General features: G+C 62.0%; 19 protein-coding genes. 8 read left to right on the forward strand and 11 right to left on the reverse strand.

Features of this window, described 5'->3' with window-relative positions:
* Window positions 1-25: 25 nt before the first annotated feature.
* Complete coding sequence (locus V8P86_RS04645; RefSeq protein WP_336326069.1) at window positions 26-859, forward strand: molybdopterin synthase; 834 nt, start codon at window positions 26-28, stop codon at window positions 857-859.
* Window positions 860-912: 53 nt separating this feature from the next.
* Complete coding sequence (locus V8P86_RS04650) at window positions 913-1,245, forward strand: carboxymuconolactone decarboxylase family protein (RefSeq protein ID WP_336326070.1); 333 nt, start codon at window positions 913-915, stop codon at window positions 1,243-1,245.
* A gap of 30 nt (window positions 1,246-1,275) precedes the next feature.
* On the opposite strand, the gene V8P86_RS04655 is transcribed toward V8P86_RS04650, so the two are convergent.
* The 4 genes from V8P86_RS04655 to V8P86_RS04670 all read right to left on the reverse strand — a co-directional run bounded on the left by V8P86_RS04655 (window position 1,276) and on the right by V8P86_RS04670 (window position 7,693).
* Window positions 1,276-2,211 (reverse strand): TorD/DmsD family molecular chaperone, encoded by a 936-nt coding sequence (locus V8P86_RS04655; RefSeq protein ID WP_336326071.1) that lies wholly within the window; start codon window positions 2,209-2,211, stop codon window positions 1,276-1,278.
* A gap of 2 nt (window positions 2,212-2,213) precedes the next feature.
* Entirely contained in the window at window positions 2,214-3,422 is a 1,209-nt protein-coding gene (locus V8P86_RS04660; protein ID WP_336326072.1) for a 4Fe-4S dicluster domain-containing protein, read from the reverse strand.
* A gap of 2 nt (window positions 3,423-3,424) precedes the next feature.
* Complete coding sequence (locus V8P86_RS04665; RefSeq protein WP_336326073.1) at window positions 3,425-7,000, reverse strand: molybdopterin-dependent oxidoreductase; 3,576 nt, start codon at window positions 6,998-7,000, stop codon at window positions 3,425-3,427.
* 261 nt (window positions 7,001-7,261) lie between these two features.
* Window positions 7,262-7,693: a universal stress protein gene (locus tag V8P86_RS04670; RefSeq protein WP_336326074.1), complete on the reverse strand. Its 432-nt coding sequence runs from the start codon at window positions 7,691-7,693 to the stop codon at window positions 7,262-7,264.
* A 113-nt stretch (window positions 7,694-7,806) separates the two neighbouring features.
* Here V8P86_RS04670 and V8P86_RS04675 point away from each other — a divergent pair, with 113 nt between their 5' ends.
* The 4 genes from V8P86_RS04675 to V8P86_RS04690 all read left to right on the forward strand — a co-directional run bounded on the left by V8P86_RS04675 (window position 7,807) and on the right by V8P86_RS04690 (window position 13,517).
* Complete coding sequence (locus V8P86_RS04675; protein ID WP_336326075.1) at window positions 7,807-8,415, forward strand: universal stress protein; 609 nt, start codon at window positions 7,807-7,809, stop codon at window positions 8,413-8,415.
* A gap of 88 nt (window positions 8,416-8,503) precedes the next feature.
* On the forward strand, window positions 8,504-9,364 hold the full coding sequence (locus V8P86_RS04680; protein WP_336326076.1) for a universal stress protein: 861 nt from the start codon (window positions 8,504-8,506) through the stop codon (window positions 9,362-9,364).
* Between the two features lie 75 nt (window positions 9,365-9,439).
* A complete protein-coding gene (locus V8P86_RS04685) occupies window positions 9,440-11,401 on the forward strand; it encodes a hybrid sensor histidine kinase/response regulator (protein WP_336326077.1) in 1,962 nt (653 codons plus the stop codon).
* Between the two features lie 175 nt (window positions 11,402-11,576).
* The gene (locus tag V8P86_RS04690; protein ID WP_336326078.1) at window positions 11,577-13,517 is read left to right on the forward strand and encodes a bacteriohemerythrin; all 1,941 of its coding nucleotides are present in this window, start codon (window positions 11,577-11,579) and stop codon (window positions 13,515-13,517) included.
* Here the strand turns inward: V8P86_RS04690 and V8P86_RS04695 are convergent, their stop codons facing one another.
* The 3 genes from V8P86_RS04695 to V8P86_RS04705 all read right to left on the reverse strand — a co-directional run bounded on the left by V8P86_RS04695 (window position 13,518) and on the right by V8P86_RS04705 (window position 17,052).
* Complete coding sequence (locus V8P86_RS04695; RefSeq protein ID WP_442909367.1) at window positions 13,518-15,158, reverse strand: methyl-accepting chemotaxis protein; 1,641 nt, start codon at window positions 15,156-15,158, stop codon at window positions 13,518-13,520. It lies immediately after the preceding gene.
* A 174-nt stretch (window positions 15,159-15,332) separates the two neighbouring features.
* The gene (locus V8P86_RS04700; RefSeq protein WP_336326080.1) at window positions 15,333-16,535 is read right to left on the reverse strand and encodes an Mrp/NBP35 family ATP-binding protein; all 1,203 of its coding nucleotides are present in this window, start codon (window positions 16,533-16,535) and stop codon (window positions 15,333-15,335) included.
* Window positions 16,536-16,599: 64 nt separating this feature from the next.
* Window positions 16,600-17,052 carry an alpha/beta hydrolase family protein gene (locus tag V8P86_RS04705; protein WP_336326081.1) on the reverse strand — a complete coding sequence of 151 codons (453 nt, stop codon included), beginning with the start codon at window positions 17,050-17,052 and terminating at the stop codon, window positions 16,600-16,602.
* Between the two features lie 13 nt (window positions 17,053-17,065).
* Here V8P86_RS04705 and V8P86_RS04710 point away from each other — a divergent pair, with 13 nt between their 5' ends.
* Window positions 17,066-17,371, forward strand: coding sequence for a hypothetical protein (locus tag V8P86_RS04710; protein WP_336326082.1), 306 nt, complete (start codon window positions 17,066-17,068; stop codon window positions 17,369-17,371).
* On the opposite strand, the gene V8P86_RS04715 is transcribed toward V8P86_RS04710, so the two are convergent.
* The 3 genes from V8P86_RS04715 to V8P86_RS04725 form a co-directional block, all read right to left on the reverse strand.
* Window positions 17,355-19,958, reverse strand: coding sequence for a PAS domain-containing protein (locus tag V8P86_RS04715; protein ID WP_336326083.1), 2,604 nt, complete (start codon window positions 19,956-19,958; stop codon window positions 17,355-17,357). The two genes, V8P86_RS04710 and V8P86_RS04715, sit on opposite strands and share 17 nt — an antisense overlap.
* 63 nt (window positions 19,959-20,021) lie before the next feature.
* Window positions 20,022-20,699, reverse strand: a complete 678-nt coding sequence (locus V8P86_RS04720; protein WP_336326084.1) for a class I SAM-dependent methyltransferase — start codon at window positions 20,697-20,699, stop codon at window positions 20,022-20,024.
* Between the two features lie 73 nt (window positions 20,700-20,772).
* A complete protein-coding gene (locus V8P86_RS04725) occupies window positions 20,773-21,120 on the reverse strand; it encodes a hypothetical protein (RefSeq protein ID WP_336326085.1) in 348 nt (115 codons plus the stop codon).
* A 106-nt stretch (window positions 21,121-21,226) separates the two neighbouring features.
* Between V8P86_RS04725 and V8P86_RS04730 the strand changes: the two genes are divergently transcribed.
* On the forward strand, window positions 21,227-21,457 hold the full coding sequence (locus V8P86_RS04730; RefSeq protein WP_336326086.1) for a DUF7472 family protein: 231 nt from the start codon (window positions 21,227-21,229) through the stop codon (window positions 21,455-21,457).
* On the opposite strand, the gene priL is transcribed toward V8P86_RS04730, so the two are convergent.
* Window positions 21,458-22,528, reverse strand: a complete 1,071-nt coding sequence (gene priL, locus V8P86_RS04735) for a DNA primase regulatory subunit PriL (protein ID WP_336326087.1) — start codon at window positions 22,526-22,528, stop codon at window positions 21,458-21,460.
* Window positions 22,529-22,554 lie beyond the last annotated feature (26 nt).

The following is a 22,554-nucleotide window of genomic DNA, read 5'->3' on the forward strand; positions in this document are numbered from 1 at the left end:
AGCCCTCCGACCGTGAAAGATGGGTATGCACGTTCTCTCGATTGTCGGTCACTCGGACACGGGGAAGACGACACTGGCCGAGCGACTCACCGAACGCCTCTCGGAGCGCGGTCGCGTCGGGACAGTCAAACACATCGATTGTGAGCCTGATCTCGACACCGAGGGCAAGGACACCGCCCGACACCGCTCGGCCGGCGCGGTCCAGACCTACGGCATCGGCGAGGAGGAGTGGTTCGCGACCGGCGCCACCTCTGAGATGGATCTCCACGAGGCACTCGAACGACTGAGCGAGCGCTGTGAGTACGCCATCGTCGAGGGGTATTCGGATCTCGCACTGCCGACGGTCGTCCTCGGTGATCGGGAGGTCGAACGCGGCGAGGTACTCGCCCGCGAACCGAGTGGGGAAGAAGCCGACGTAGATGCGATCATCGAGGCGCTCGACGAGACGGAACCCTACGAGACGCTGTCCTCGCTCGTTGCGGAGATCAAACGGTCACCCGACGAGGTGTACAGCGGCGCGGTTGCGACCTTCACTGGGCGGGTGCGGGCGAAGGAGGACCCCGACGACGAGCGAACGGAGGTTCTGGAGTTCGAGAAGTACGACGAGGTGGCCGAACAGAAGATGGCCGAGATTCGCGAGGAGTTAGAGGAACGCGACGGCGTCTACGAGGTCCGACTGCACCACAAGACTGGCGTCATCGAGGCCGGCGAAGACATCGTCTTCGTCGTCGTGCTGGCGGGCCACCGCACCGAGGCCTTCCGAACTGTGGAGGACGGAATCAACCGGCTGAAAGAGATCGTTCCGCTGTTCAAGAAAGAAGTGACCGTCGGCGAGGAGTTCTGGGCCCACGAGAAGTGAGTCGGGCCGAGCGTGGGAATTTCTTTGTACGAGGCTCGTGATATTCCGGCTGTATGACAGACACAATCGATGATCCGACAGAGGACCTGCCGGCAGCGGCCGGCGAGTTCGCCGAGGAGTACCCCGAAGTCTGGGAGGCATACTCCGAACTCGGAGAAGCGACGGCCGACGGGGGACCGCTCGACGACGAGACGAAACGACTGGTCAAACTCGCACTCGCGATTGGCACCCAGTCCGAGGGCGCAGTTCACTCGCATGTCCGCCGCGGACTCGACGAGGGAGTCGACCCCGAGACGCTGAAACACGCCGCAGTCCTCGCGATTCCGACAGTCGGGTTCCCGAAGGCGATGGCCGCGATGACGTGGATCGAAGATATCGCTGAATAAGAGAGACGAGGTGACTACCGGACAGATCGGTCAGTTCGGACCGGACTCATCGAGTTCTTCCGGGGAGAGATCCGACTGGTCCGGCGGACCGGACGGCATGACGCCTTTGAACTCCTCTTCGATGCTGTCGTCGCCCATGCCACAGCCGCCGCAGCCGCGGCCGGAGTCGCCGAAGATGTCCTCGTTCCACTCGATCACTTCGGGGTCGTCCGGCACCCACTCGGGATCGACATCGAGCACGTCGATCTCCGCCTCGACGAAGGCCGAGAGGAGATCAGTCAGCGCGGCGTAGAAGTCGTCGTCGTGTTTGCAGACCTCGTCGGCAAAGCGCCAGAACCAGCGGCCGAGATGTTCCTCGACGAAGCTTCGGCGCGCATCGACGACGACCTCGACGCCTTCGTCGTCACCTTCCTGCCGGAGGTACGCCTCCCGCAGACAGAGGTGGCTGAGGAACTCGAGTTGGAAGACCAGCAGGTCTTTCCGGTCGTTTTCCCCGTCGCCGAGTGCGAGATTGAACGCCTTGTAGAAGCCGTTGATGTCGGCGATCTCGCGGGCGGTCGTCATCAGCGGCCCCGGCAGGTAGGTGAGTTCGTACTGTGAGACAGTCACGCCTTCTTCGACACCGAACAGCGACCCCCACTCGAAGTAGAGGTCGTCGCTGTCGGTCCCGGCAATCTCGTCGATCATGGCGTCGACGGCCGTGGTGAGTTGCTTATCGTCGAGTTCCCCGGCGGCCTCCCGGATGTCCTCGGTGAACACACCCTCGTTCAGGAGGGCTTCGAGCTCTTCGCCCGGTCTGTCGAATCCGATCGACAGCAGCGAGTACAGGCGGGCCCGCTGGACCGCCTCCTCGGCAGTTGTCCGCTCGACGACCCGTCTGGTGTCGCTTTCACTGGGGGGCGATGGAGCCGACTCCGTGGAAGGGTCGGGCGCATCTGATTTCGACTGTAAGATGTTGTTGCTCATGGTTATGCGATGTCGAGTCTGTAGACCTCTTCGTCCTCGTCGTAGCGGTCGCGCTCGGTCTGCGGTTCTTCGAGCGGCACGCGGCCGACTTCGTCGCCCTCGTAGTAGCCGATGGCCTCGTCGCCGTCGATCTCGAAGCCGGTCAGCGACCACTCGGTGCTGCCGATCAGGTGCAGCAGCGCTCGCACCGCCGGCTCCTCGCCGTTGCGGGCGGCGCGGTAGGTCTCGATGGCCTCCTCGACGCCCGGCCCGAACATCTGGGTCAGGTAATCGACCGGCGCAGTGATCGGCGGGATGTAGTAGACGTTCGGCTCCAGCCCGAACTGCGGGTACAGCGGTTTGGCGATCTCTTTCTCGTGGACCATGAAGTCGATCGGATTGACCACTTCCTCACGGGGGTCGCCGACCTCGGCGTCGTCCGGATGGTTGACGTAGCCGTGCATCCGGATCTTCCCGATGCAGTTCTCGAAACACTGCGGGGCTTTCCCCTCCTCGATTTTGGGGTAGCAACCGACGCACTTCTGGGAGACACCCTCTTTGGGGTTGAGGATCGCCTTCTTGTACGGACAGGCCTCGTTACACTGCGTCGTCGCCTGACAGTTCTCCTGATCGATCAGGACGATCCCGTCTTCCTCGCGTTTGTAGATCGCCTGGACCGGACAGGAACCGGCACACGCCGCGTACGTACAGTGGTTGCAGATCCGCGGCAGGTAGAAGAACCACACGGGGTGGGTCTCCTCGTCGAAGTGCATGTCCTGGCTCATCTCCTGTCCTGCTGGTTCGTCTTCGCCGAGGTTCGGGTACCGCCAGTCGTCTTCGCCGGGCATGAAGCCGGCCAGGTTGTCGGCGGACGTGCCGAGGTTTTCCGTCGGGTGGTTCTCCGGATCTTCCCAGTCGGTCCCCTTGGCCTCGAAGATCGTATCGCCCTGATAGGTGCCGTCTTCGTCCCACTCCATGTCGCCGAGTTCGTTCAGCAGCCGGCCGTCCCAGCCGACAGGGTGCGAACCGTAGGGCTTGGTCTCGACGTTGTTCCAGAACATGTGCTCCTGGCCTTCGCCGTGTGTCCAGGTCGTCTTACAGGCCAGGGTACACGTCTGGCATTCGATACACTTGTTCAGATCGAAGACGCCCGCCCACTGGTTGTCGGGTCGGGCCTCTTCGTAGGGGTAATCCATCTCGCGGCCGAGCTGCCAGTTTTCGACTTGTGGCATTGTTAGTCACCTTCGTTGTTGACGTATTCGCCGGCGATGTACTCCTCCATCGCGTCGTTTTCGTATCCGGGGCGCATGCTGAGGACGTCCGAGAAGTGCCCGTCGGGTCGCCAGCGGCCCTCTCCGTCGGCGGCACCGTCCTCTGCCTTCTCGATTCTGACGAACGATTCCTTCGGCGCGCCGTTCGCACAGTGAGCGTCGGGCGCGAACCCTTCACCCATTCCCTGTCCGAACAGGTTCTTGCGAGCCATCGTGTCCGTGAGCCAGGTCCGACGGAGCCACGTGGTCGTCATCGACTGGTGGCCGCCCTGGCGGTACAGCGAGACGTAACCGGTGCGGTCGTTTTTCGCCCACTCGCTCTCGTCGTCCTGCTGGGCCTCGTAGGTGGTGTGTGAGGTCTGGTTGAGGTTCATCCAGCTCCGGGTGATCCCGCTGGGGATGGCCGGCTGGTGGCGCACGCGCATCATCGCGCGGGCGTAGTCGTCCTCGTCCTGGGCCTCTGCGCTGGGGTACGGACGGTCGCTCGGGTCGGCGTCGACCCAGACGTAGTCACCGTCCTCGAATCCTTCGTCGCGGGCGTCCTGCGGGTTCATCTCGATGTAGCCCTCGCCGATGTACGGCTTGCGGTCGTCCTCGGGATCCATGTCGCCGTAGTTCCCCCACCAGACCGCGATGTTCGGCATCGCGTTCGAGAACGTGTGTGCGCCGTGGCGGTACTTCGGCGTGATGTAGACGTAGTCGTAGCCGTCCTCGATGTCTTTCAGCGGGTGGTTCGTGTCGGTGAGATCCGTCGGCGAGTAGACCACGTTCCGGACCTGTCGGTCGCTGGTGTCCCGGGCTTTGGCCTCGCTGTCCCAGCCGCGGTCCTCCGGCGTATCGGGATCGATCACCGGGCTGTCGCTGTCGTCGACGAGGACGTTCGGTTCGTATGGTGTGCCGTCCATCGGCTCGCGGTGCAGCGGCAGGTTCTCCCCGGCCTCGGTGAACTCCGGTTCCTCGCGGAAGAACTCCATCCGGCCGGTCTTCGTGTACCACGGACTGTCGTCGAGGACCTGCTCGCTGCCGACTTTCTTCGGCGTCGTCCGACTCATCAACACGGTCGGAATCCCGTCGCGGGCGTCTTCGAGCATCTCCGTGGCGTCGTAACCGGCGGTTGCGTTGGAGTTGTCGAGGATCCGCTGGATGTACGGCTTGCCGCGGTAGTCGTCCTCGTCGATGAACTCCCACATGTCGACGAAGCGGTCGTCGCCAGTAATTTCGGCGAGTTTCTTCGCCACGCCCTTGTAGTGCTGGGCGTCGCCTCGCGTGTTGTAGACGCGGTCGTCCAGCCCCGTCTCGGGCATGATGTTGATGAACGGATTCGTCACGGAGGCCGTGATGTCGTAGACGTGGTTCTCGGCCCACGAGTCGGCGGGGAAGACGATGTCGGAGTACTCGCAGGTCATCGTCCACCACCACTCGCTGCAGAAGAAGGCCTCGATCTTGCCGCTGCGGAGCATCTCCTCGATGATCTTGTAGGCCCCTTTTGCGTTGCCGAGAATCGAGTTCGAGCCCGCGACCCACAGCGACTTCGTCGGCGTGTGCATGTGGCTGTCGCCCTGGAAGTACTCGCCGTCGACCTTGAGCGGTTTGTCGAGGTTCGTGTAGAAGTGCGCCGACTGCATGTCGATGCGGTTGTCGACAGTCGCGTTGGTGCCGGGGTCGTCCTGGATGTCGAACGGTGACTCGTGGATGTACTGCGGGATACCGTTGAAGTAGGCGGCGCGGTAGTTGCCGGCGTAGCTCCCGATGTTGCCGCTGTGGGTGCCGATATTGCTGGTCAGACTGGCCAGCAGGAAAGCGGCCCGATCCTTGTTGTCGGAGTTGGCGAAGTGGTTCGGGCCCATCCCGGTCATGATCAGCGAGTCGTCGTTGTTGGTGAAGTCGTCGGCGAGATCCTGGACGGCTTGCTCGGACGCGCCGGTTACCTCGGCCGTCGCCTCGATATCCCACGTCTCGTCGAGGTGTTCTCGGATCAGGTCGAACACCGGGCGGACCGTCGCCGTCTCGCCGTTGGCGAGTTCGACCTCGAAGGTACCCTCCAGTTGGGCCGGCACTTCGAAGTCGTCGCCGTAGTCGTCGCGGCTGACCGCCTCGAACTCGCCAGTCTCGGCGTTTCGGACGACGAAATCGCCCCACTCGCGGCGCATGTCCTCGCGGACGATCTGTTCGTTGAGCGAGGGCACGTCCGGACCCGGTGGCTCCTCGTCCTCGCCGATGGTCTGGGTCTTGGCGAGGTCCTCGTGTTCGTACTCCTCGAAGAGGTCGCTCGCTCGGAGGAACTCCTTGCCCTCGACATCGACCAAAAGCGGCATGTCCGTGTGCTTGCGGACGTACTCGGTGTCGTACTCGCCGCGGTCGATGAGTTCGCGGGCCACGCCGAGGAACAGCGCGGAGTCAGAGGCCGGACGAACGTTGATGAACTCGTCACATTTCGTCGAAGTGGCGTTGTAGTCGGTGAAGATGCCGGTCACTTTCGATCCCTTGAGTCGGGCCTCGGTCAGCCAGTGCGAGTCCGGCATCTTCGTACAGATCCAGTTCATCCCCGACAGGACGATGTGATCGGCGTAATCGGCGTTAGCCAGATCGAAGTCGACGGTCTGCTGGCCGGTGACCATCGTGTGGCCCGGCGGCAGGTCGGTGTGGAACGAGTAGTTGTCCCAGCCGACCGCCCCGAGAGCCTCGTTTTCGTCAACATCGCGGACGTACCGGTCAAGCAGTGCCATCGAGTTGGCCTGTCGGTACTGGCCGAACAGTCGAAGCACGCCCAGAATTGGCATGCCGCCGCGGAACGCCATCGTTCGGACGCCCGCGCCCTGCGTCTCCTCGACGACGCGCTCGTCGTACCCCTGATCGAGGAGGCTCTGCATTCCCGACTCGCCGCTGTAGTAGTCCGCGAGGTGGACGAAGGTTCTCGCGGCCAGTTCGTAGGCCTCGTCGTAGTCAGCCTCGATCCAGTTGTCCTCGCCGCGCTGTGCGTATTCGGTCGGCATCGAGCCGTCTTCCTCTCGCGGGAAGCCGTCTTCGACCCACTGCTTGAACCCTTCGCGGATCATCGGGTTCTTGACGCGACGCTCGCCGTAGAACCGCTCGATCATCGCAAGCCCCTTGTTACAGACCCGCGGGTCCCACCGGTCGGAGACGCCGTTGCCGTCGAGATCTGTCGCCTCCCCGTAGTTCATCGTCGGGCCGAGTCGCGTGACTTCGCCGTTTTTGACGTTGGCTTCGAGATAGCAGTTGTGCGTGTCGTTCGGCGTACAGGTCAACACGTACGAGTCGTCGACCTCGTAGTGATCGCGGTAAAAGGACTCCCAGTCCCGGTTGGGGTGTTCCGCGAGCGGGTTCCGAACGTCCGCGAGTGGATCCTCCTCGGGTTCCTCGGTGTCCTCGCTCGGCGATCCGCCCTCGTCGTCCTGTGAGAAGCGACGGTAGCCGAGATATCCCAGACCGACCGACGTGGCGGTACTCGCCGCACCGCCCAGAATCTCACGTCTGGAGAACGGGAGCACACCGTCACCACTGTCTTCGCTGTCAGACATAGAAAGACCACCTCGCAGTCGAGGTGCTGTGCGTGATTCGGGGGGTCTGTTCGGTAGTCATCGGTTACAGCTACTCGTTTGAAGCCCCAATATGAAGACCTGTATTTGATTCCCGTCCCTTGAGAAGGGGAGCCGAATTCTCCCGAATATCGAGGTATATTAAGATGGGGTACCGTATGCAACTGCCTGAAAACTGTTCTCAACGAGATGAAAATCGCTCACCACAGGGGAGACAGGAGAGAATAGAAACCGAAAAAAGTGTTACCGGTCAGAGACGTCGACAGTCAGGACCGGGACGGGCGATTGGGTGACGACTTTCTGTGAGGTACTGCCGAGGATGTTTTCGGTGTACTCGTCGCCTTGCGTGCCCATCGTGATCACGTCGATATCGGCCGTTTCGGCGTACTCGACGATCTGTTCGGCAGGTCGACCGCGCTTGATCGACGTGACCGTGTCCAGCCCTGCGGCTTCAGTCTCCGAGACGACAGCGTCGAGGGCGCGCTCGCCTTCGGTTTGCATTTCGGTGAGCACCTCGTCTTTCATTTCGTCGTCGAGCGTGAGAAACGCCTGGTCGTCGATGACGTAGAGGACGTGAACCGTGGCCTCTCGTCGCGTTGCGATATCGACCGTGTGTTCGAGGACGGTATCGACGGAATCGCTTCCGTCGGTCGGCACCAGAATGTCGTCGTACATACCTACCGCTATCTCCGGTGTGTACACACTCCTTTCGATTTCTCCCGAGAAAGAATCCCAGTCAGTTGGTAACACCCTCGCTGTTTTTCTTGTCTGCTAGCAAACTAACAGATGTGTACGAACGTATCCTTCATCCAACCGACGGGAGTACCGGATCAGCACACGTGACGCTGCAGGCGATCGATCTGGCAGAGCAGTACGGCGCGACAGTCCACGGGGTCAACGTCGTCGACTCGGATGTCAGCGCGCTGCTCGGTTCGGACAGTGACACCCTCGAACAGCAGGGGAAAAACGCTGTCAAAAGCGTCGAAAACATGGCGAAAGCCCACGGCGTCGAAGTCGAGACGGAGGTACTGAACGGCGACCCCGCCGAGACGATTCTCGACTACGCCGAAGAGATCGATGCTGATATCATCGTATCGGGGACCCACGGCCGGTCGGGGGTGAAACGACAACTGCTAGGCAGCGTCGCCGAGCGACTCGTCAGACACGCATCGATGCCGGTGATGACCGTCCAACTCCCCGAGACTGACGTGACCGTCGAGAACAGCGAGCAGGCCAAAACGATCGCGAGCGAGGCACTCGAAGAGCAGGGCTACGACGCGGAGATCACCTCCGTCAGCCGACAGCTCACGGTCTGGGTGCTCGATGCCGAGACCGAGGACGGAACGCTGCTGGTCTATCTCGATCCGGAGACACAGCGAACCAGCATCATCGACTGACGATGGCAGGAACCCGTCGACTCCGGATGCCAGCCAGTCCCTCGGTGAGCCCACGGATACTTTGTAGGGGGGCGGTGTAGCTGTGGATATGACTGTCCTCGTCGCGTACGACGGTTCAGAACAGTCGGAGTTCGCACTGGAGATGGCGACCGAAGCGTTTCCGGATCAACAGCTCTGTCTCGCCTACGTGATCGAACCGTTCGCCGATCACACCGAGGCCGGAGGATACAGCGCGACCCGATACCAGCAGGAGTTCGAGCGCGCCGAATCGATGCTGCAAGAGGTCATCGACTCGCTCCCGGAAGATCGATCCGCGAAGCAGGTCGTTCGGTACGGCCGGCCGATCCACGAACTGCTCGCCGTCGCCGAGGATGAAGAAGTCGATCATATCGTGATCGGCAGTCACGGACGAGACGGCGCAAGACGGCTGCTGCTGGGAAGTGTCGCAGAGACGGTCGTCCGCCGGGCATCGGTTCCAGTAACGGTCGTCCGGCAACCGCCGAGCGTCGACGGTGATTCGCCCGCACAGATCCTCGTGCCGTTCGACGGCTCCGACCCCGCAAAAGCCGCGCTGGACTACGCGGTGAAACGGTACCCCGACTCCGAGATTACGGCCGTCTACGCGGTCTATCCCCCGAAAGAGGTGACCGATCCCGAAATAAACTCGCCGGGCGAAATCGAAAACTGGGCCGATCATCTCGACGAACACACCGAGGAGGTGATCCACACCGCCGAGGAGTACGCCGACGAGCAAATCGAGACCGACACTGTCGGTGGCGACCCCGCTCCGTCGATTGTGAGATACGCCGACGAACACGAGACGGACCACATCGTGATGGGGAGCCACGGCCGTGATGGGCTCCAGCGGCTCATCATGGGCAGTGTCGCGGAGACGGTCGTCCGCCGTTCCCCGACCTCCGTGACGGTCGTCCGGGACCCCGAGGCGTGAGTAGCCCGAAGAGCAATTTAAAAGAGTTTATTTTGCAGTCGGGAAGGGATCCGTCTGAGCATCCAAAACTGGCTGATGACTGACGGCGCTAACAGGAGTCTGCAGGAATCTGAGTTCGTCTCTTCTGAGGACGCTGTCTCCGAATACCGGGACCGCTCGGAGCAGTGTCCGCCCCGCGTGTTACTCGTCGACGATCGGACAGATCTATCGGCGCGGTTCGGGCAGAGCGTCGACGTGCGGGCGGTGGCTGACGAACAGGCCGCACTGGCTGTGCTCGCCGAGGCTGATATCGACTGTCTGCTCGTCAGTGACCGACTCGAAGCCGACGTGGTCGAGTTTATCACCAGCATCCGAAGCCGCGACTGCGCCGTCCCGATCGGATTGCTCGCGTTCGATGGCTCCGAGTCACTGGCGGGCGCAGCCACTCGTGCCGGTGTCTCCGAGTACATCCCAGTCGAATCGGGGACAGATCTCGATCTGTTGACCCGAGTCGACTCGCTTCTCGAAGCCCAGGAGGGGCTACGGAGTGTCGAACTCGACGGGATCGAGGCAGCAATCGAACACGCGGCCGATGCGGTCGTCATCACCGACGACGAAGGTGTCATCGAGTACGTCAACCCCGCCTTCGAGAATTTGACCGAGTACGACAGAGCGGAGGCCATCGGCCGGACCCCGCGCATTCTGAAGTCTGGAGAGCAGGGACAGGCGTACTACGAGCAGATGTGGGAGACTATTCTCGACGGCAAGGTCTGGGAGGAAACGATCATCAACGAAACGCGTTCGGGAGAACAGTACATCGCTCATCAGACGGTCGCACCGGTTACTGGAGCGGACGGAGCGATCGAGCGATTCGTCGGCATTCAGCGGGACATCACGAGACAACAGCGGCTGGAGGAGCAGGTCGAACGGTCGGAGACGACACTGTCGCGGTTGTACGACATCACCGCCCATTTCGACGGTGACCTCGAAACAAAAATCGAGACCGTCCTGCAGATGGCGGCGGAACAGCTCGGCTACGAGATCGGATACTTCACCCGGATCGCGGACGACAAACAGGAGATCCTCGCCGCCGTCGGCGACCACGAGTCGATCGAGGCGGGGAAGACGGATCCGCTCGAACGGACGTACTGTCGAAAGACCATCGAGAGCGACGAGCCAGTTATTATCGGAGACGCGGTGACCGAGGGGTGGGAGGGTGACCCCGCCGTCGAGGAGTTCGGACTGAGATGTTACGCCGGAGCGCGCGTCCTCGTCGACGAAGAGTTGTACGGCACGCTCTGTTTCGGCGGCCGCGAACCGACAGATCGACTCATCCTCGATGCGCACAAATCGACAGTCAGAACGCTCGCGAACTGGGTCGGCTACGAAATCGAGCGCGAACAGTACAGCCGAAAGCTCGAACAACAGAACGAGCGTCTGGAGCGGTTCGCCAGCGCTGTCAGCCACGACCTGCGGAACCCACTCACCGTCGCCCAGAGTTACGTGAGCCTCGCGCGGAGTGGTGATACCGACGCGGACGCACTCGACAACGTCGCCGAAGCACACCAGCGGATGGAGGGGATCATCGACGATACTCTCACCCTCGCTCGCGAAGGGGAACTCGTCGAGGAGCCAGCGACCGTCTCGCTGCGGTCGATCGCTACCGACTGCTGGCAACACGTCGACACTGAAGACGCGTCACTCGACGTCGAAACAGAGACGACACTGCGGGCCGATCCGGACAAACTCCGGCACGTCTTCGAGAATCTCTTTTGCAATGCTATAACCCACGGCGGGTCGGACGTGACCGTCCGCGTCGGTGCGCTGCAGGAGGGATTTTACGTCGAAGACGACGGGCCGGGTATCGACGACGATGCCAAAGACGAGGTGTTCGAGTTCGGCTACACGGCAGACGAGGGGAGTGGCTTCGGCCTCGCTATCGTCGAGACAGTCGCACAAGCACACGACTGGCGTGTACGAGTCACTGACTCGGACGCCGGCGGGGCGCGGTTCGAGTTCGAGACCGACGGCTCGACGGACCGGTGTTTCGTCTGCTGAGCGGTTGGACTGCCCCGGCCGAACGAACGGAGCCAAGGGGCCAGATGACGGGAAAAAGCCTTCATATTTTCCACGCAATTTTATTTCGGAAATTACGACACATAACGGTTTTCAGGATTGCAAGTCCGTGGAATTTCCACGTCGGCTTAACACCGTTGGCGGGTAAATTTTGCACATGCAACCAGAGGTGGACGAGGGCGATCAAGAGCGATTTATCGAGTGGGACGACGACCGGTACAGCACCGGTATCGAGCGGTTCGACGACCAGCACAGGCGGCTGTTCGAGCTATTGAACGATCTCTCGACCGCCATGGACGAGGGGCGATCCGAGGAGGCTGTCGGTGAAATCCTTCGCGAACTCGAGCGGTACACGGAGTATCACTTCGGCGACGAAGAGGAGTTCATGCAGGATTGTGGCTTCGCGATGGACTGTGCGAACTGTTTTTACAACCACCGGGAGATGCACGAACAGTTCGCAGAGAAGGTCAGCGAACTCAGAGAGAAACACGAGGCGGGCAAGACGATCAGCATGGAGGTGTTGCTCTTTGCCCGGGACTGGCTGGACTCACACATCGCCGGACTGAATCAGGATCAAAATTACTCGGAGTACTACGAGGACAAGGTCGGCGAGGACTACGAGTACGAGCCCGGAAAACTGAAAGCCGACCGGGACAGCGAGGACCCACACGAGGGCGACGACGCATCCAGCGAAGACCAGCAACCGACAGCTTCCGCGGATAACGAGCCCACCAACGAGTCCGGTATCGCCGAGAATACCACCGACGAGCAGGAGAGCGTGACGATTGCCAGCGAGGTGTACAGTGGCGAGGAGCTATCGGTGCCGTCGGAGTCGACGGCTGTTTGGCTCGAATCGACCGTCGACGAGTACGGCGACCGAACCGCGACGGTCGAACTGACTGACGATGGACGAGAAACGCGACCGTTCAAGGAGCTATACAAAGACGCCGTCGCCGTCGCAGGCGGACTCCTCGACATGGGACTCGAACCTGGCGACAGGGTCGGAATCCACGCAGCAGCCTCGACGCAGTGGACGACCGTCGAGATGGCCTGTCACCTCGCCGGCCTCGTCTCCGTTCCGCTCTCGCCGCTTTTCGACACCAACCGGGCACGACACGTCTGTCAGGATGCCGGTCTCGAACTGCTCGTGACGGACTCGAACCTTCCTGAGGGGGTCGAAGAACTCGTCTCCGAGACGCGATCGATCGACGCCCTGCCGACGGGCCGGGCAGACTCCCTTCCCGGGTTCGAGGCCGATCCCGACGATCCAGTGACCATCCTCTACCGGGTTGACACGACCGAACACCCCAACGGCTGTGCGATCACCCACCGAAACCTGCGCGCGACCATCGAGATGCTCGACACCGCGCTCCCGCTGGATCCGGGGGCGACGGGGACCTGTTTCCTGCCGCTTGCCCACCCCTACCAGCGAGTGCTGACCTACCACCTCTGGAACACCGGCGGCACGGTCGCGTACACCCGCCGCAATCAGCTACTCGACGATCTCCGGACCGTCCAGCCCTCGGTGCTGATCGGTGTCCCGACGGTCTACGAGCGACTGCACGAAGAGATCGAGAACAGACGCGAGGAGTCCGGTGGACTGACTGGCTCGCTCGCAAGCGGTGTCGCCGAGTCCGTCGGCAACGCAAAGACCGAAGGCCGGTCGGTCTCGACGTCACTCTCACTGAAACACACGATTGCGAACAAGACGGTGTTCGCAAATCTCCGCGAGGAGGTCGGGCTAGGCAACATCGAGTACGCACTCACCGGAACGGCAGCGATCGACCGCGAACTGCTCGATTTCTTCCGCGGGTTCGACGTGCCGCTGAGCGAGATCTACGGCGCGACCGAACTCACCGGCTTCGCGACGATCAACCGTGCCGGCGCTTACGACGTCGAGACGGTCGGTGGCCCGCTGCCGGGCGTCGAAATCGCGCTGGCGGAGGACGATGAAGTGCTCGTCCGCGGACCCAACGTTATCGACGGCTACTGGGCGGATGCGATGACGTGGCGGGAGAAACTGAGCGATGGCTGGTATCTGACCGGCGATCTCGGCGCGTTTGAAGAGGACGCCCTGGTAATCGAGGGACCGAAGTGATCAGGAGGTCTGTGTGATCGGCTGATCGCTGCGTTGCTCGCTGTCGGTCACGGTGAACTCGGCGAGCAGAGAATTGAGATCGTCGGACTGGCCCGACAGTCCCCGGATCGTCTGCGTGACAGCCGTCACGGACGAGGCCTGTTGCTGTGCCGCTGCGGCGACGTTCTCGGCTTCGGCGGTCGTCTCCTCGCTCACACTCGCAACGTCGTCGATCATCCCGACGACCCCCTGGGTCGTCTGGGCCTGTTCGTCGGTCGCGTCGCTGATCTCCTGCATCGACTGGTTGACCGCTTCTACCTCGTCAACAATATCCTCGAAATCGACCAGCGCCGCCTCGATCGTTCCGACACTTTCGGACACCTGCGATTCCATCTCGCGCACGTCGGTGACGGTCCGTTCGGAACTCTCTTGGACCGTGTCGATCCGTGCCGAGATTTCACTGGCGTACTCGCGGGTCTCCTCGGCCAGCGATTTGACCTCGTCGGCGACGACGGCAAAGCCCTGCCCGCTCTCGCCGGCGCGAGCGGCCTCGATGGAGGCGTTGAGCGCGAGCATGTTGGTCTCCTCGGCGATATCTTCGATGAAGGAGACGATTTCGTCGATCTCGTGGACCTGATCGGCCAGTTCTTCGACGGCTTCAGCCGTCGTGTCGATGCCGCGTTCGAGTTCGTCCAGTTCTTCGAGTGCTCCCTGTGCCGACTCCCGGCCGGACCGACTCTTCTCGGCCGCTCCCTGTGCGGTCGTCGCGGCGTCGTCGGCCGAGGCGGCGATCTCTTCGACCGTCGCCGAGAGGGTGTTGATCTCCTCGGCGACCGTCTGCAGATCCTCCGACTGGCCCGCTGCTCCCGCAGAGATCTCCTGCACGGACCGGGAGACCTCGGAACTGGCCTCATCGATTTCTGACATGCTCCGTTCGGCGTCATCGCTCGCTTCCGAGACCTCGGTTGCAAAGGACTGGACCTCTCGGATGGTCTCGGCGAGCGTCTCGACGAGTTGGTTGTAGTTGTCGACGAGTTCGGCGTGCTGTTCTTCCTCGATGTCCAGGTCTGCCTGATCGAGCGTCGCCGTCAGATCTCCATCTTGGGCCCGATTGGCAGCCTCACCGAAGGCAGCAACGAGTTCGTTCAGTCGCTCGGAGCGGCGTTCGAGGCGGTTGGTCATCTCCTCTAGTTCGTAGGTGTACGCTTCGAGATTCTCCGACATCCGCGAGAGGGACTCGCCGAACTCACCGGGCACTTCCTCGTCGAGGACCGGATCGTCGAACTCCTGTGCTGCGAGCGCGTCGGCCTGTGCCGAGACCGTCTGCAAGTACTCGTGCATGTCCCCGAACGACCGGGTGAGACCGCCGACTTCGTCGGTCTGGTCGCTCCCCGTGACCTCGACGTCGAGATTTCCGTTCGCAATCTCCTCGGCAGTCGCTTCGAGTTGGGAAATCGGCTCGGTGAAATCCTGCCGAACGATCAAGACCGTATTGAACATCGCGACGATAGCCCCGAAAAAGAGCACGCCAGCGAGGAGATACCACGCGATACCCGAAACCACGAACGGGGTCAGAAAGATGCTGACGGTGACCAGAAACTGGATCAACACGGCGGTGAATACTTTTCGTTCAATCGATTCTGTGACCCCCAGCCAGTCCATCATCCCCCATAGGAACGACTCGTACTGGGTTCTGAGGCCAGAGGACTCATTCGATGCCATACTCCGGCCTTCGAGACAGCGGGATATTAAAACCCCCGTTGTTTTCAACTTATGAAAAATAGAGGGAAGACCCGGCAAAGACTGGCCAGCAGCGGAGAAATAGACAGGTGTCGATCAGCTACGAGTCAGTTCGAGCATCACACCGGTCGTCCCGCCCTGTGAGCTATCGACCTCGTCGAGCAGACCACCGACATCTCCCTTGAGCGTGTCGACGACCTGCGTGGGATCCTCGACGACGGCCCGAACGGTCTCTCCAGGGTTGGCGATAGCGAGTTCGGCACTGAGTTGGCGAACCTGATTCTCCGGCGGGAGGCTTCGCAGATCGACCGCATCCTCGGGAATCGCTCCTAGCACCTCGTCGACGAAGTCCTCGACACTGTCCGCGACACCGTCGAGTGCCTCGTGACCACCTTTCCCGCCTGGATTGCGCTGGAGTTCCCGGTCGAAGGGGAGTCGGTGAATCGTCGGCACGTCCAGATCGACCGTATCGTCGAACAGATCGTTTTCCTCGCCACAGCAGTCACACTCGTAGGTGCTCATGTTCTCGACGGCCGCGATAGGGGTGACGCCGTTCTCCTCGAAGAGATCGAGCGTCCGCTGGGTGTCGTCGATACTCGCGTCGAACGGCGTCGTCACGAGCACTGAGCCGTCGACGGGGACGTGTTCGAGTAGCGCCCCGGCTACGTCGTCGGAGCCGGCGGGCATGTCGATGATCATCACGTCGCAGTCCTCCCACGCCCCCTGTCCGAGCAGGTTCTCCATCGCGCCGTAGGCGATTGCACCGCGACGGGCGGTCGGTGCCTCGCCGCCGACGACCCCTGGGCTGAGCATCTGGATACTCTCGGTTTCGAGTGGCACTGGCTGACCGAGGTCGTTCTGCAGCACCGGCCCCTCGACATCTTCGAGGAGGTGCGGGACGTTCGGGCCGTAGATATCGGCGTCGAACAGTCCGACCTCGTACCCGCGAGCAGCGAGTGTTCGGGCGAGCGCAACCGAGACGGTCGTCTTCCCGACACCGCCTTTGGCGCTTGCGACCGCGAGGACGTGCTCGGCTTCGGGAATCTCGACGTCCTTGTCGCCGTGGTCGATGGGCTGGATGCGGACGTGTTCGGCCTCGGGCAGGGCCAGCGCTGCCCCCCGAAGCTGCTGGACGATCCGCTCTTTGAGCCCGTCGCCGAGGCCGTCGATGGTGATGTCGACGAAGACGGTCCCGTCCTCCCGGCGCACGCGCTGGACGACGCCTTTCGAGATGGGATTGCTGCCATCCGGTAGTTCGATCTCCCGGAACGGTTCTGGGGGTTGACCACTCGTAGCCATTAGCTGAGATTACACCGAGGACGGGATTAAAAAAGCTCCCTGTTCCCAGGGTGTGAAAATCCACTCACTGGGCGAGCGAGTCGAGCCACCCGAACAGTCGATCCCGCATCCGCGTCTCGGCCGCCCGCGAGAAACGGTGACCCTCCTCCTCGTACAGTTCGAGGGCAGTATCGACCGACAGCGCGCCGACGGCTTCGAGGCTGTCCTCGACGGGGACGGAGTCGTCCTCGTGGCCGTGAAAGATCGCAACCGGAACCGAGATTTCGGCCGCGGCGGACTCGAAGGGATACGAATCGAGATCGTCGAAAAACACTGGTTCGATGCCGACGACCAGATCGTCGGTCGACTCGGAACTCGACCGGTACTTCTCGAAGGCCCGGGTGTACGTGACCGGCGCACGGGTCGCGATTGCTTCGACATCGACGGTCGCCCCCACGTGGAGCGCGACTTTCCCACCGAAACTCGACCCGAAGAGGACGACTTTGCCGGGGTCGAAATACGAGAGGACTGCCCGCAAGTCGTCGATCCGAGTGCTCAGCGTCTGGCCGCCGAACGAGCGCGAGGACTGCCCGCAAGTCGTCGATCCGAGTGCTCAGCGTCTGGCCGCCGAACGAGCGCGAGGACTCCCCGCAGCCGCGAAAATCGAACCGAACCGCGTTGTACCCCTCTGCAACCGCCCGCTGACAGCGGGACTCGTAGCTGCCGCTCTTGTCGCTGATGAAGCCGTGACAGCAGACCAGCCAGCGGTCGCCCTCGGCCTCGTGATGCACCGCGACGACAGTCTCGCCCTCGACGGAAATCTCGTGTCGTGTCGTCATCTCACTCGACCCCGCTGATCTCGAACCGTGCGCCACCCGTCTCGCTTTCCGTGACAGTGGTGGTCCAGCCGTGGGCATCGACAATCTCCGAGACGATGGTCAGCCCCAGTCCGTTCCCGGTGGGCGACCCCGAGAAACCCTCCTCGAAGATTCGATCCCGATCTTCGGCCGGGATGCCGGTTCCGTCGTCCTCGACGTAGAATCCGTCCTCGATCGTGCCGACCGTGATCGACAGGCCGGGGTCGTCCGCTCCGCTGTCGGCTGGGCCGTGTTCCACGGCATTGCGAAACAGATTCTCGAAGAGTTGGACGAGCCAGCTCTCCTCGGCCGAGACCACCCGATCACCGTCGACCGACAACGATGCCGGCCCCGTCTCGACGGTCTCCCACGCTGCCTTTGCGACAGCTCCGAGATTGAGATCGGTCTGGTTCTCGACTGCGCCGTCCTGTCTGGCCAGCAGGAGGATGTCCTCGATCAGCGCCTGCATGCGGTCGTGGGCGTCAGCGACCGAACCGAGATGTTCGCTGTCAGACTCCTCGGCAGCGAGATCCAGCCGCGTCATCGCGACGTTGAGCGGGTTTCGCAGGTCGTGTGAGACCATACTCGCGAACCGCTCTAGCCGGTCGTTTTGCTCTTCGAGTTGCTGGCGGTAGGCCCGTTGGTCGTACTCGTAGGAGAGCCACTTTGCCATCACCTCGACGAGCGTCCGTTCGCTGTCAGAGAACTCCCGCTCGCGCGGCTCCGTCGAGGCGAAACAGAGCGTTCCGTACAGCTCACCGTTGACCAACAGTTTCGCGCCGACGTAGGTCCCGAGATCGAAGGTCTCGTAAGCGGGATCGTCCTCCCAGCCCTCGATGATCGCGTTCTGGACAGCGAGCAGATCTGTCTCGCTCGTGATCGTCTTTCTGCAGTAGGACTGGTCGAGCGCACACGTTTCACCGGGTTGCAACAGATGGTGATCTCCGATCGAGTCGACGATCAGTTGTTCGCCGTCCTCGACTTTGGTGACGAAGCCGTACGGGAGATCGAAATATTCCGCACCGATTCGGAGCATCTGTCGACGCTTTTTCTCGAACGGTCGGTCCTGATCGGACGCCAGTTCGTACAGCGTTTCGAGTTCCTCGATCGTCCGGCGAAGTTCTGCCTCGATATCTCGCTCGTGGGAGATGTCCCGTAAGTAGATCGTCATCCCCGTCTCGGAGGGAAACAGACGGATTTCGAGGTGTTTTGCCAGCGGTTCGTAGTACGTCTCCGTCGTCAGCGTCGTCCCGGTCGCGATCGCTTCGCGGTACTGGTCTTCCAGATCGGTCCCCACCAATCCCGGAAACGCATCCCAGAGTCTCTTCCCAAGCAGATCACTGCGGTCCCGGCCAGTCAGATCGGTTGCCCGGTCGTTGACGTAGGTGAACTGCCAGTCGTCATCGAGTGCACAGACCGCATCGCTCATCCGGTCGAACACCGGCTCACGGGCGTTTGCCGCCCGAACCGTTTCGGAGAGATCGCGGTAGTACAGCGCGGTCCCGAGGCGGTCGCCCTCGGCCGTCTGCAGCGGAACGATGTACTGTTCGAGCATCCCGCCGTCAGCGAGTGAGATCTCGTCACGTCGTGGTTCTGTGACCGCCCACAGATCCGACAGCCGCGACGCTGGCGTATCCGTGCCATCGATGCTATCGGACAGCAACATCCCGATGAAATCGACCGTGGCGGCGTCGAGCGTCGCCGGATCGATCCCCCACAGCGAGGGGAACCGGTCGTTGTACGTGAGAACTGACCCGTCGGGGCCGACGAGAAGAATCCCGTCCGGGGCGGAGCGAAAGGCCGTCTCGAGTACGTCACTTCGGGACTCAGCAGTGGTCAGATCTCGGCCGCCTTCGGGCGAACAGACGTAGACTGCGCCCGAGTGATCGTCCCACTCGATTGCGCGGGCGGTGACCCGAACAGATGTCGAACCTGCATCGAGACGAAGCGCCGTCAGCCGACTCTCGCCGGCCTCGACGGCCGCGACAGTCGAGTCGTCGATATCCAGCACGGACGCCAGCGGCCTGTCGGCAGGTTCCTCACCGAGCAGGGACCGCGCGGCGGCGTTCGCGTAGACACAACTTCCGTCGACGGTAATAAACACGGGATCGACAGCGGGTTCGAGTGTCGCCGTCGCCTGCTGCTCGGGATCGGCCATCTGTCTGTCGCGCCGATACTGGTCGACGGCGGTCGTGATTCGAGAAGCGAGTCGGTCGTACTGCTCGACACCGGTCGTCTGTTCGACGTAATCAGTGACGCCGGCGGTAATCGCTCGGCTCGCGACTCCCTCGGAGCCGCGACTAGTGAACAGAACGAACGGAAGCGCCGGGTGACTCGCGCGGATCGCCTCCAGCAAAACGAGCCCGTCAGCGTCGCTGAGGTGGTATTCGCTGACGATACAGTCGATCTCCCCCTCTCGAAGCCGCTCGAACGCCTCGGCGACGGTCAGTGCCGTAACCGTGCTGATCCGACTGTCCGACCGTTCCAGACAGGCCCCCGTTAGCTCTGCCATTCCGGGCTGTGTCGCAACGCAGAGCACGGTCAATCGCTCACTGTCCGTGCCCGAGGAGCCTTCTGCTTGTGCCATACTCTTCAATTCGGTCGGGGAATTACAAGCTTTGTTACGAATGTTCAGGATTGATAACGGAACTCACGCGACGCCGACTGTCAGCAGTGTCCCCCACGTCCGGTACCGGTCGACCATCGCCTCGCGTGACTCCCACTGTTCGGTGGGGAACGCTTCCGCTGGTGGAATCTCGACTTCCTCGTCGGGAATCGTATCCTGTTCGGCGACGGCGAAGCCAGCCGTTCGGAACGCCTCTCGATACTGTCCGCGGTCCCAACGAAGCATCTCGATACTGATCGAGTCCTGCCACTCGTGGGTGTGCACCGACTCCTCGAAGTAGTTGACCGCACAGTAAAACGTCCCGCCGGGCCGGAGCACGCGGCGCAGTTCTTCGAGGACCGCAATCGGCTCCTGTGCGTAATAGAACGCCTCCATACTCCAGACGTGATCGAAGCTATCGTCGGCAAACGGCAGGTGATGGAAGTCGCCCTGAAGAAACCCAATCGACGGGTCATCGGTGTAGGCTCGGGCGTTGTGAGCCATCTCCGCAGAGCCGTCGAGACCGACCGAACGGCCAGTATCGTGGGTATCCCGCAACGCCCTGAGTGCGTAACCCGATCCAGTACCCAGATCGAGAATCCGGTCGCCGGCCTCGACGGGCATCCGCGCCAGCGCGTGTTTCGCCGTGTGCCAGTGCCGATCCTCCATCCCGCGGTCCTTGCCCGACTCCGCCCAGGAGTCGAACTCTTCCTGTACGCTCATGCAGACAGAAGGAGACGGAGCAACAAACCGCTACTGTTCCGACAGCGCCGTCGTGTTCCGTCGGCTCCTCGGGTTACTCACTCCACTCGTCGGTCGGTTCTCTGCGAAATTCCTCGTCGTCGTCCTCGTCGATCACGTCCGGATCGCCGCCGCGAGCGATTCGGGTGTCGTCGGCACGATTCTCGTGAATCTCGAAGACGCCGTCGGTGTACATGTCCCGATCGGGGTCCGGCGTCCGTTCGTCGCGCTCGAAGAGATAGGCGAAAAACCCAAAGAAGGGAACGAAAAACGAAATCGCAGCCCACTTCGTCGGATTCATGCCGTAATCAGGCGCGTCGACGTAGGCGAATCCGGCGCAAAACGCAAGCAGCAGAATCGGCACGGCGATCATCAGCGAGATGAGGACCGGGCCCAGAGTCATACTTTGTTATTGGGGTGGAACTACCTAAACGTTCAGCCTGCTGCTGCCAGCCGATCCCGTGCCCACCTTCGAAGCCCTTTTAGCCATGCCTGCGGAATCCGCTCGCATGGACGTCGATAAAAAGACGGGGGCGCAAATCCTCGCCTCGATCGTGGCCATCGGATTATTTATCGCCGGGCTGGTCGTCCTCAGCGCACAGTACGGGACGAGATCCAACGGCGCGATCGAGATGTCACCGACCGGTGGGCTCGTGCTCGTCGGCTTTATTTCACTCTTTATTATCGCGATGCCGGTGTTCGGCTATCTCGTCGAGCGGGCCGACCTCGAATCGGAGTAGCTACGATTCCGAGGCCGCGTTCTGTTCGCGCCAGTCGATCAGTTCTTCTTCGTCGGCATCGTCGAGTTTGGCCTCGTAGTACGCCAGCGGGTGTGAGATCTCCTCACAGAGCTCGTCCATGTTGACACAATCACCGTACGATTGCATCGTCGAACAGGCCGGCGGTGAGTACTCGGTCGGACTGGTCTTCCCGCGGATGTGATCGACCTGATAGCGGGTCGCTTCCTCGCCGAAGCCGGGGTTGACCTCGAATAGATCGACGATTTCGTCGGTTGTCATCCCGATCGTGGTCAGGAACGTCGCAATCGCGAACCGAGAGTGATGTTCGAGATGTTCGCCCTTCTGGACCTGATCGAGCAGGTAGGTCATGCAAGGTGGGAACAGATCCGGGACGACAGTGTCGATATCGCGGGTGAGTTCGAGGTCAGCGAGTCGCTCTCTGATCCGCTCGCACTCCGCTTCGAGTTCGGCCGCGATCACGTCCGGGACCGACAGCGGCAAGCCATCTGTGACCCGCTGTCTGATCGCCTGCTGGACGAGAACAAGCAGTTCCGATTCGGAGAGTTCGACGTCGCCGTTCTCGAGCGGTCGGTTGACAAGTCGCCACTCGTCGTCGCGCTCCTCGGTCGCGTATTCGAGATAGGTGCCGACGCCGACGGCGTATCCGTCGGCCGTCTCGCGGACAGCGTCGGTCATGTCGAACTCTGCGAGAACAGTCTGGATAGAGAGGCTGTCGCGGTTCCGGCTTTTGAGTTCGGTCGTCTCCGTGAACTCCGCCTGTAATCGGTCGTAAGCTGTGGCTGCCTCGGCGCGGGCGTACTTGCGTGTGAGGACGTGTTCGTCGATCAGCGAGACGAGGACGCGAGCCACCGGATACGAGAGCAGTTCGACCCGGTCCCGGCGGTGGGGCGAGCCGATTTCGCCGGAGTCGAGTGCAGTCTCGATGCGGTCGAGCGCGCGGGTGCGGACCTCCTCGTTACGGCTGACGACGCGAGCGAGGTCGATATCCGCGGCTTCGACGGCCTCCCGGGCCGCGCGGAGAAACGGATACCGGGCGTGCAGCGGCTTCATCGACATCTGCTTGGCGGGCCGAGCGC

The organism is Halovenus anhuiensis (assembly GCF_037080055.1).
GTDB lineage: Archaea > Halobacteriota > Halobacteria > Halobacteriales > Haloarculaceae > Halovenus.

Excerpts from the sequence above, each read along its gene's own strand:
- V8P86_RS04645 (WP_336326069.1), top strand. The coding sequence starts at position 26 with ATGCACGTTCTCTCGATTGTCGGTCACTCGGACACGGGGAAGACGACA.
- V8P86_RS04650 (WP_336326070.1), top strand. The coding sequence starts at position 913 with ATGACAGACACAATCGATGATCCGACAGAGGACCTGCCGGCAGCGGCC.
- V8P86_RS04655 (WP_336326071.1), bottom strand. The coding sequence starts at position 2,211 with ATGAGCAACAACATCTTACAGTCGAAATCAGATGCGCCCGACCCTTCC.
- V8P86_RS04660 (WP_336326072.1), bottom strand. The coding sequence starts at position 3,422 with ATGCCACAAGTCGAAAACTGGCAGCTCGGCCGCGAGATGGATTACCCC.
- V8P86_RS04665 (WP_336326073.1), bottom strand. The coding sequence starts at position 7,000 with ATGTCTGACAGCGAAGACAGTGGTGACGGTGTGCTCCCGTTCTCCAGA.
- V8P86_RS04670 (WP_336326074.1), bottom strand. The coding sequence starts at position 7,693 with ATGTACGACGACATTCTGGTGCCGACCGACGGAAGCGATTCCGTCGAT.
- V8P86_RS04680 (WP_336326076.1), top strand. The coding sequence starts at position 8,504 with ATGACTGTCCTCGTCGCGTACGACGGTTCAGAACAGTCGGAGTTCGCA.
- V8P86_RS04685 (WP_336326077.1), top strand. The coding sequence starts at position 9,440 with ATGACTGACGGCGCTAACAGGAGTCTGCAGGAATCTGAGTTCGTCTCT.
- V8P86_RS04690 (WP_336326078.1), top strand. The coding sequence starts at position 11,577 with ATGCAACCAGAGGTGGACGAGGGCGATCAAGAGCGATTTATCGAGTGG.
- V8P86_RS04695 (WP_442909367.1), bottom strand. The coding sequence starts at position 15,158 with ATGGACTGGCTGGGGGTCACAGAATCGATTGAACGAAAAGTATTCACC.
- V8P86_RS04700 (WP_336326080.1), bottom strand. The coding sequence starts at position 16,535 with ATGGCTACGAGTGGTCAACCCCCAGAACCGTTCCGGGAGATCGAACTA.
- V8P86_RS04715 (WP_336326083.1), bottom strand. The coding sequence starts at position 19,958 with ATGGCACAAGCAGAAGGCTCCTCGGGCACGGACAGTGAGCGATTGACC.
- V8P86_RS04720 (WP_336326084.1), bottom strand. The coding sequence starts at position 20,699 with ATGAGCGTACAGGAAGAGTTCGACTCCTGGGCGGAGTCGGGCAAGGAC.
- V8P86_RS04725 (WP_336326085.1), bottom strand. The coding sequence starts at position 21,120 with ATGACTCTGGGCCCGGTCCTCATCTCGCTGATGATCGCCGTGCCGATT.
- V8P86_RS04730 (WP_336326086.1), top strand. The coding sequence starts at position 21,227 with ATGGACGTCGATAAAAAGACGGGGGCGCAAATCCTCGCCTCGATCGTG.
- priL (WP_336326087.1), bottom strand. The coding sequence starts at position 22,528 with ATGAAGCCGCTGCACGCCCGGTATCCGTTTCTCCGCGCGGCCCGGGAG.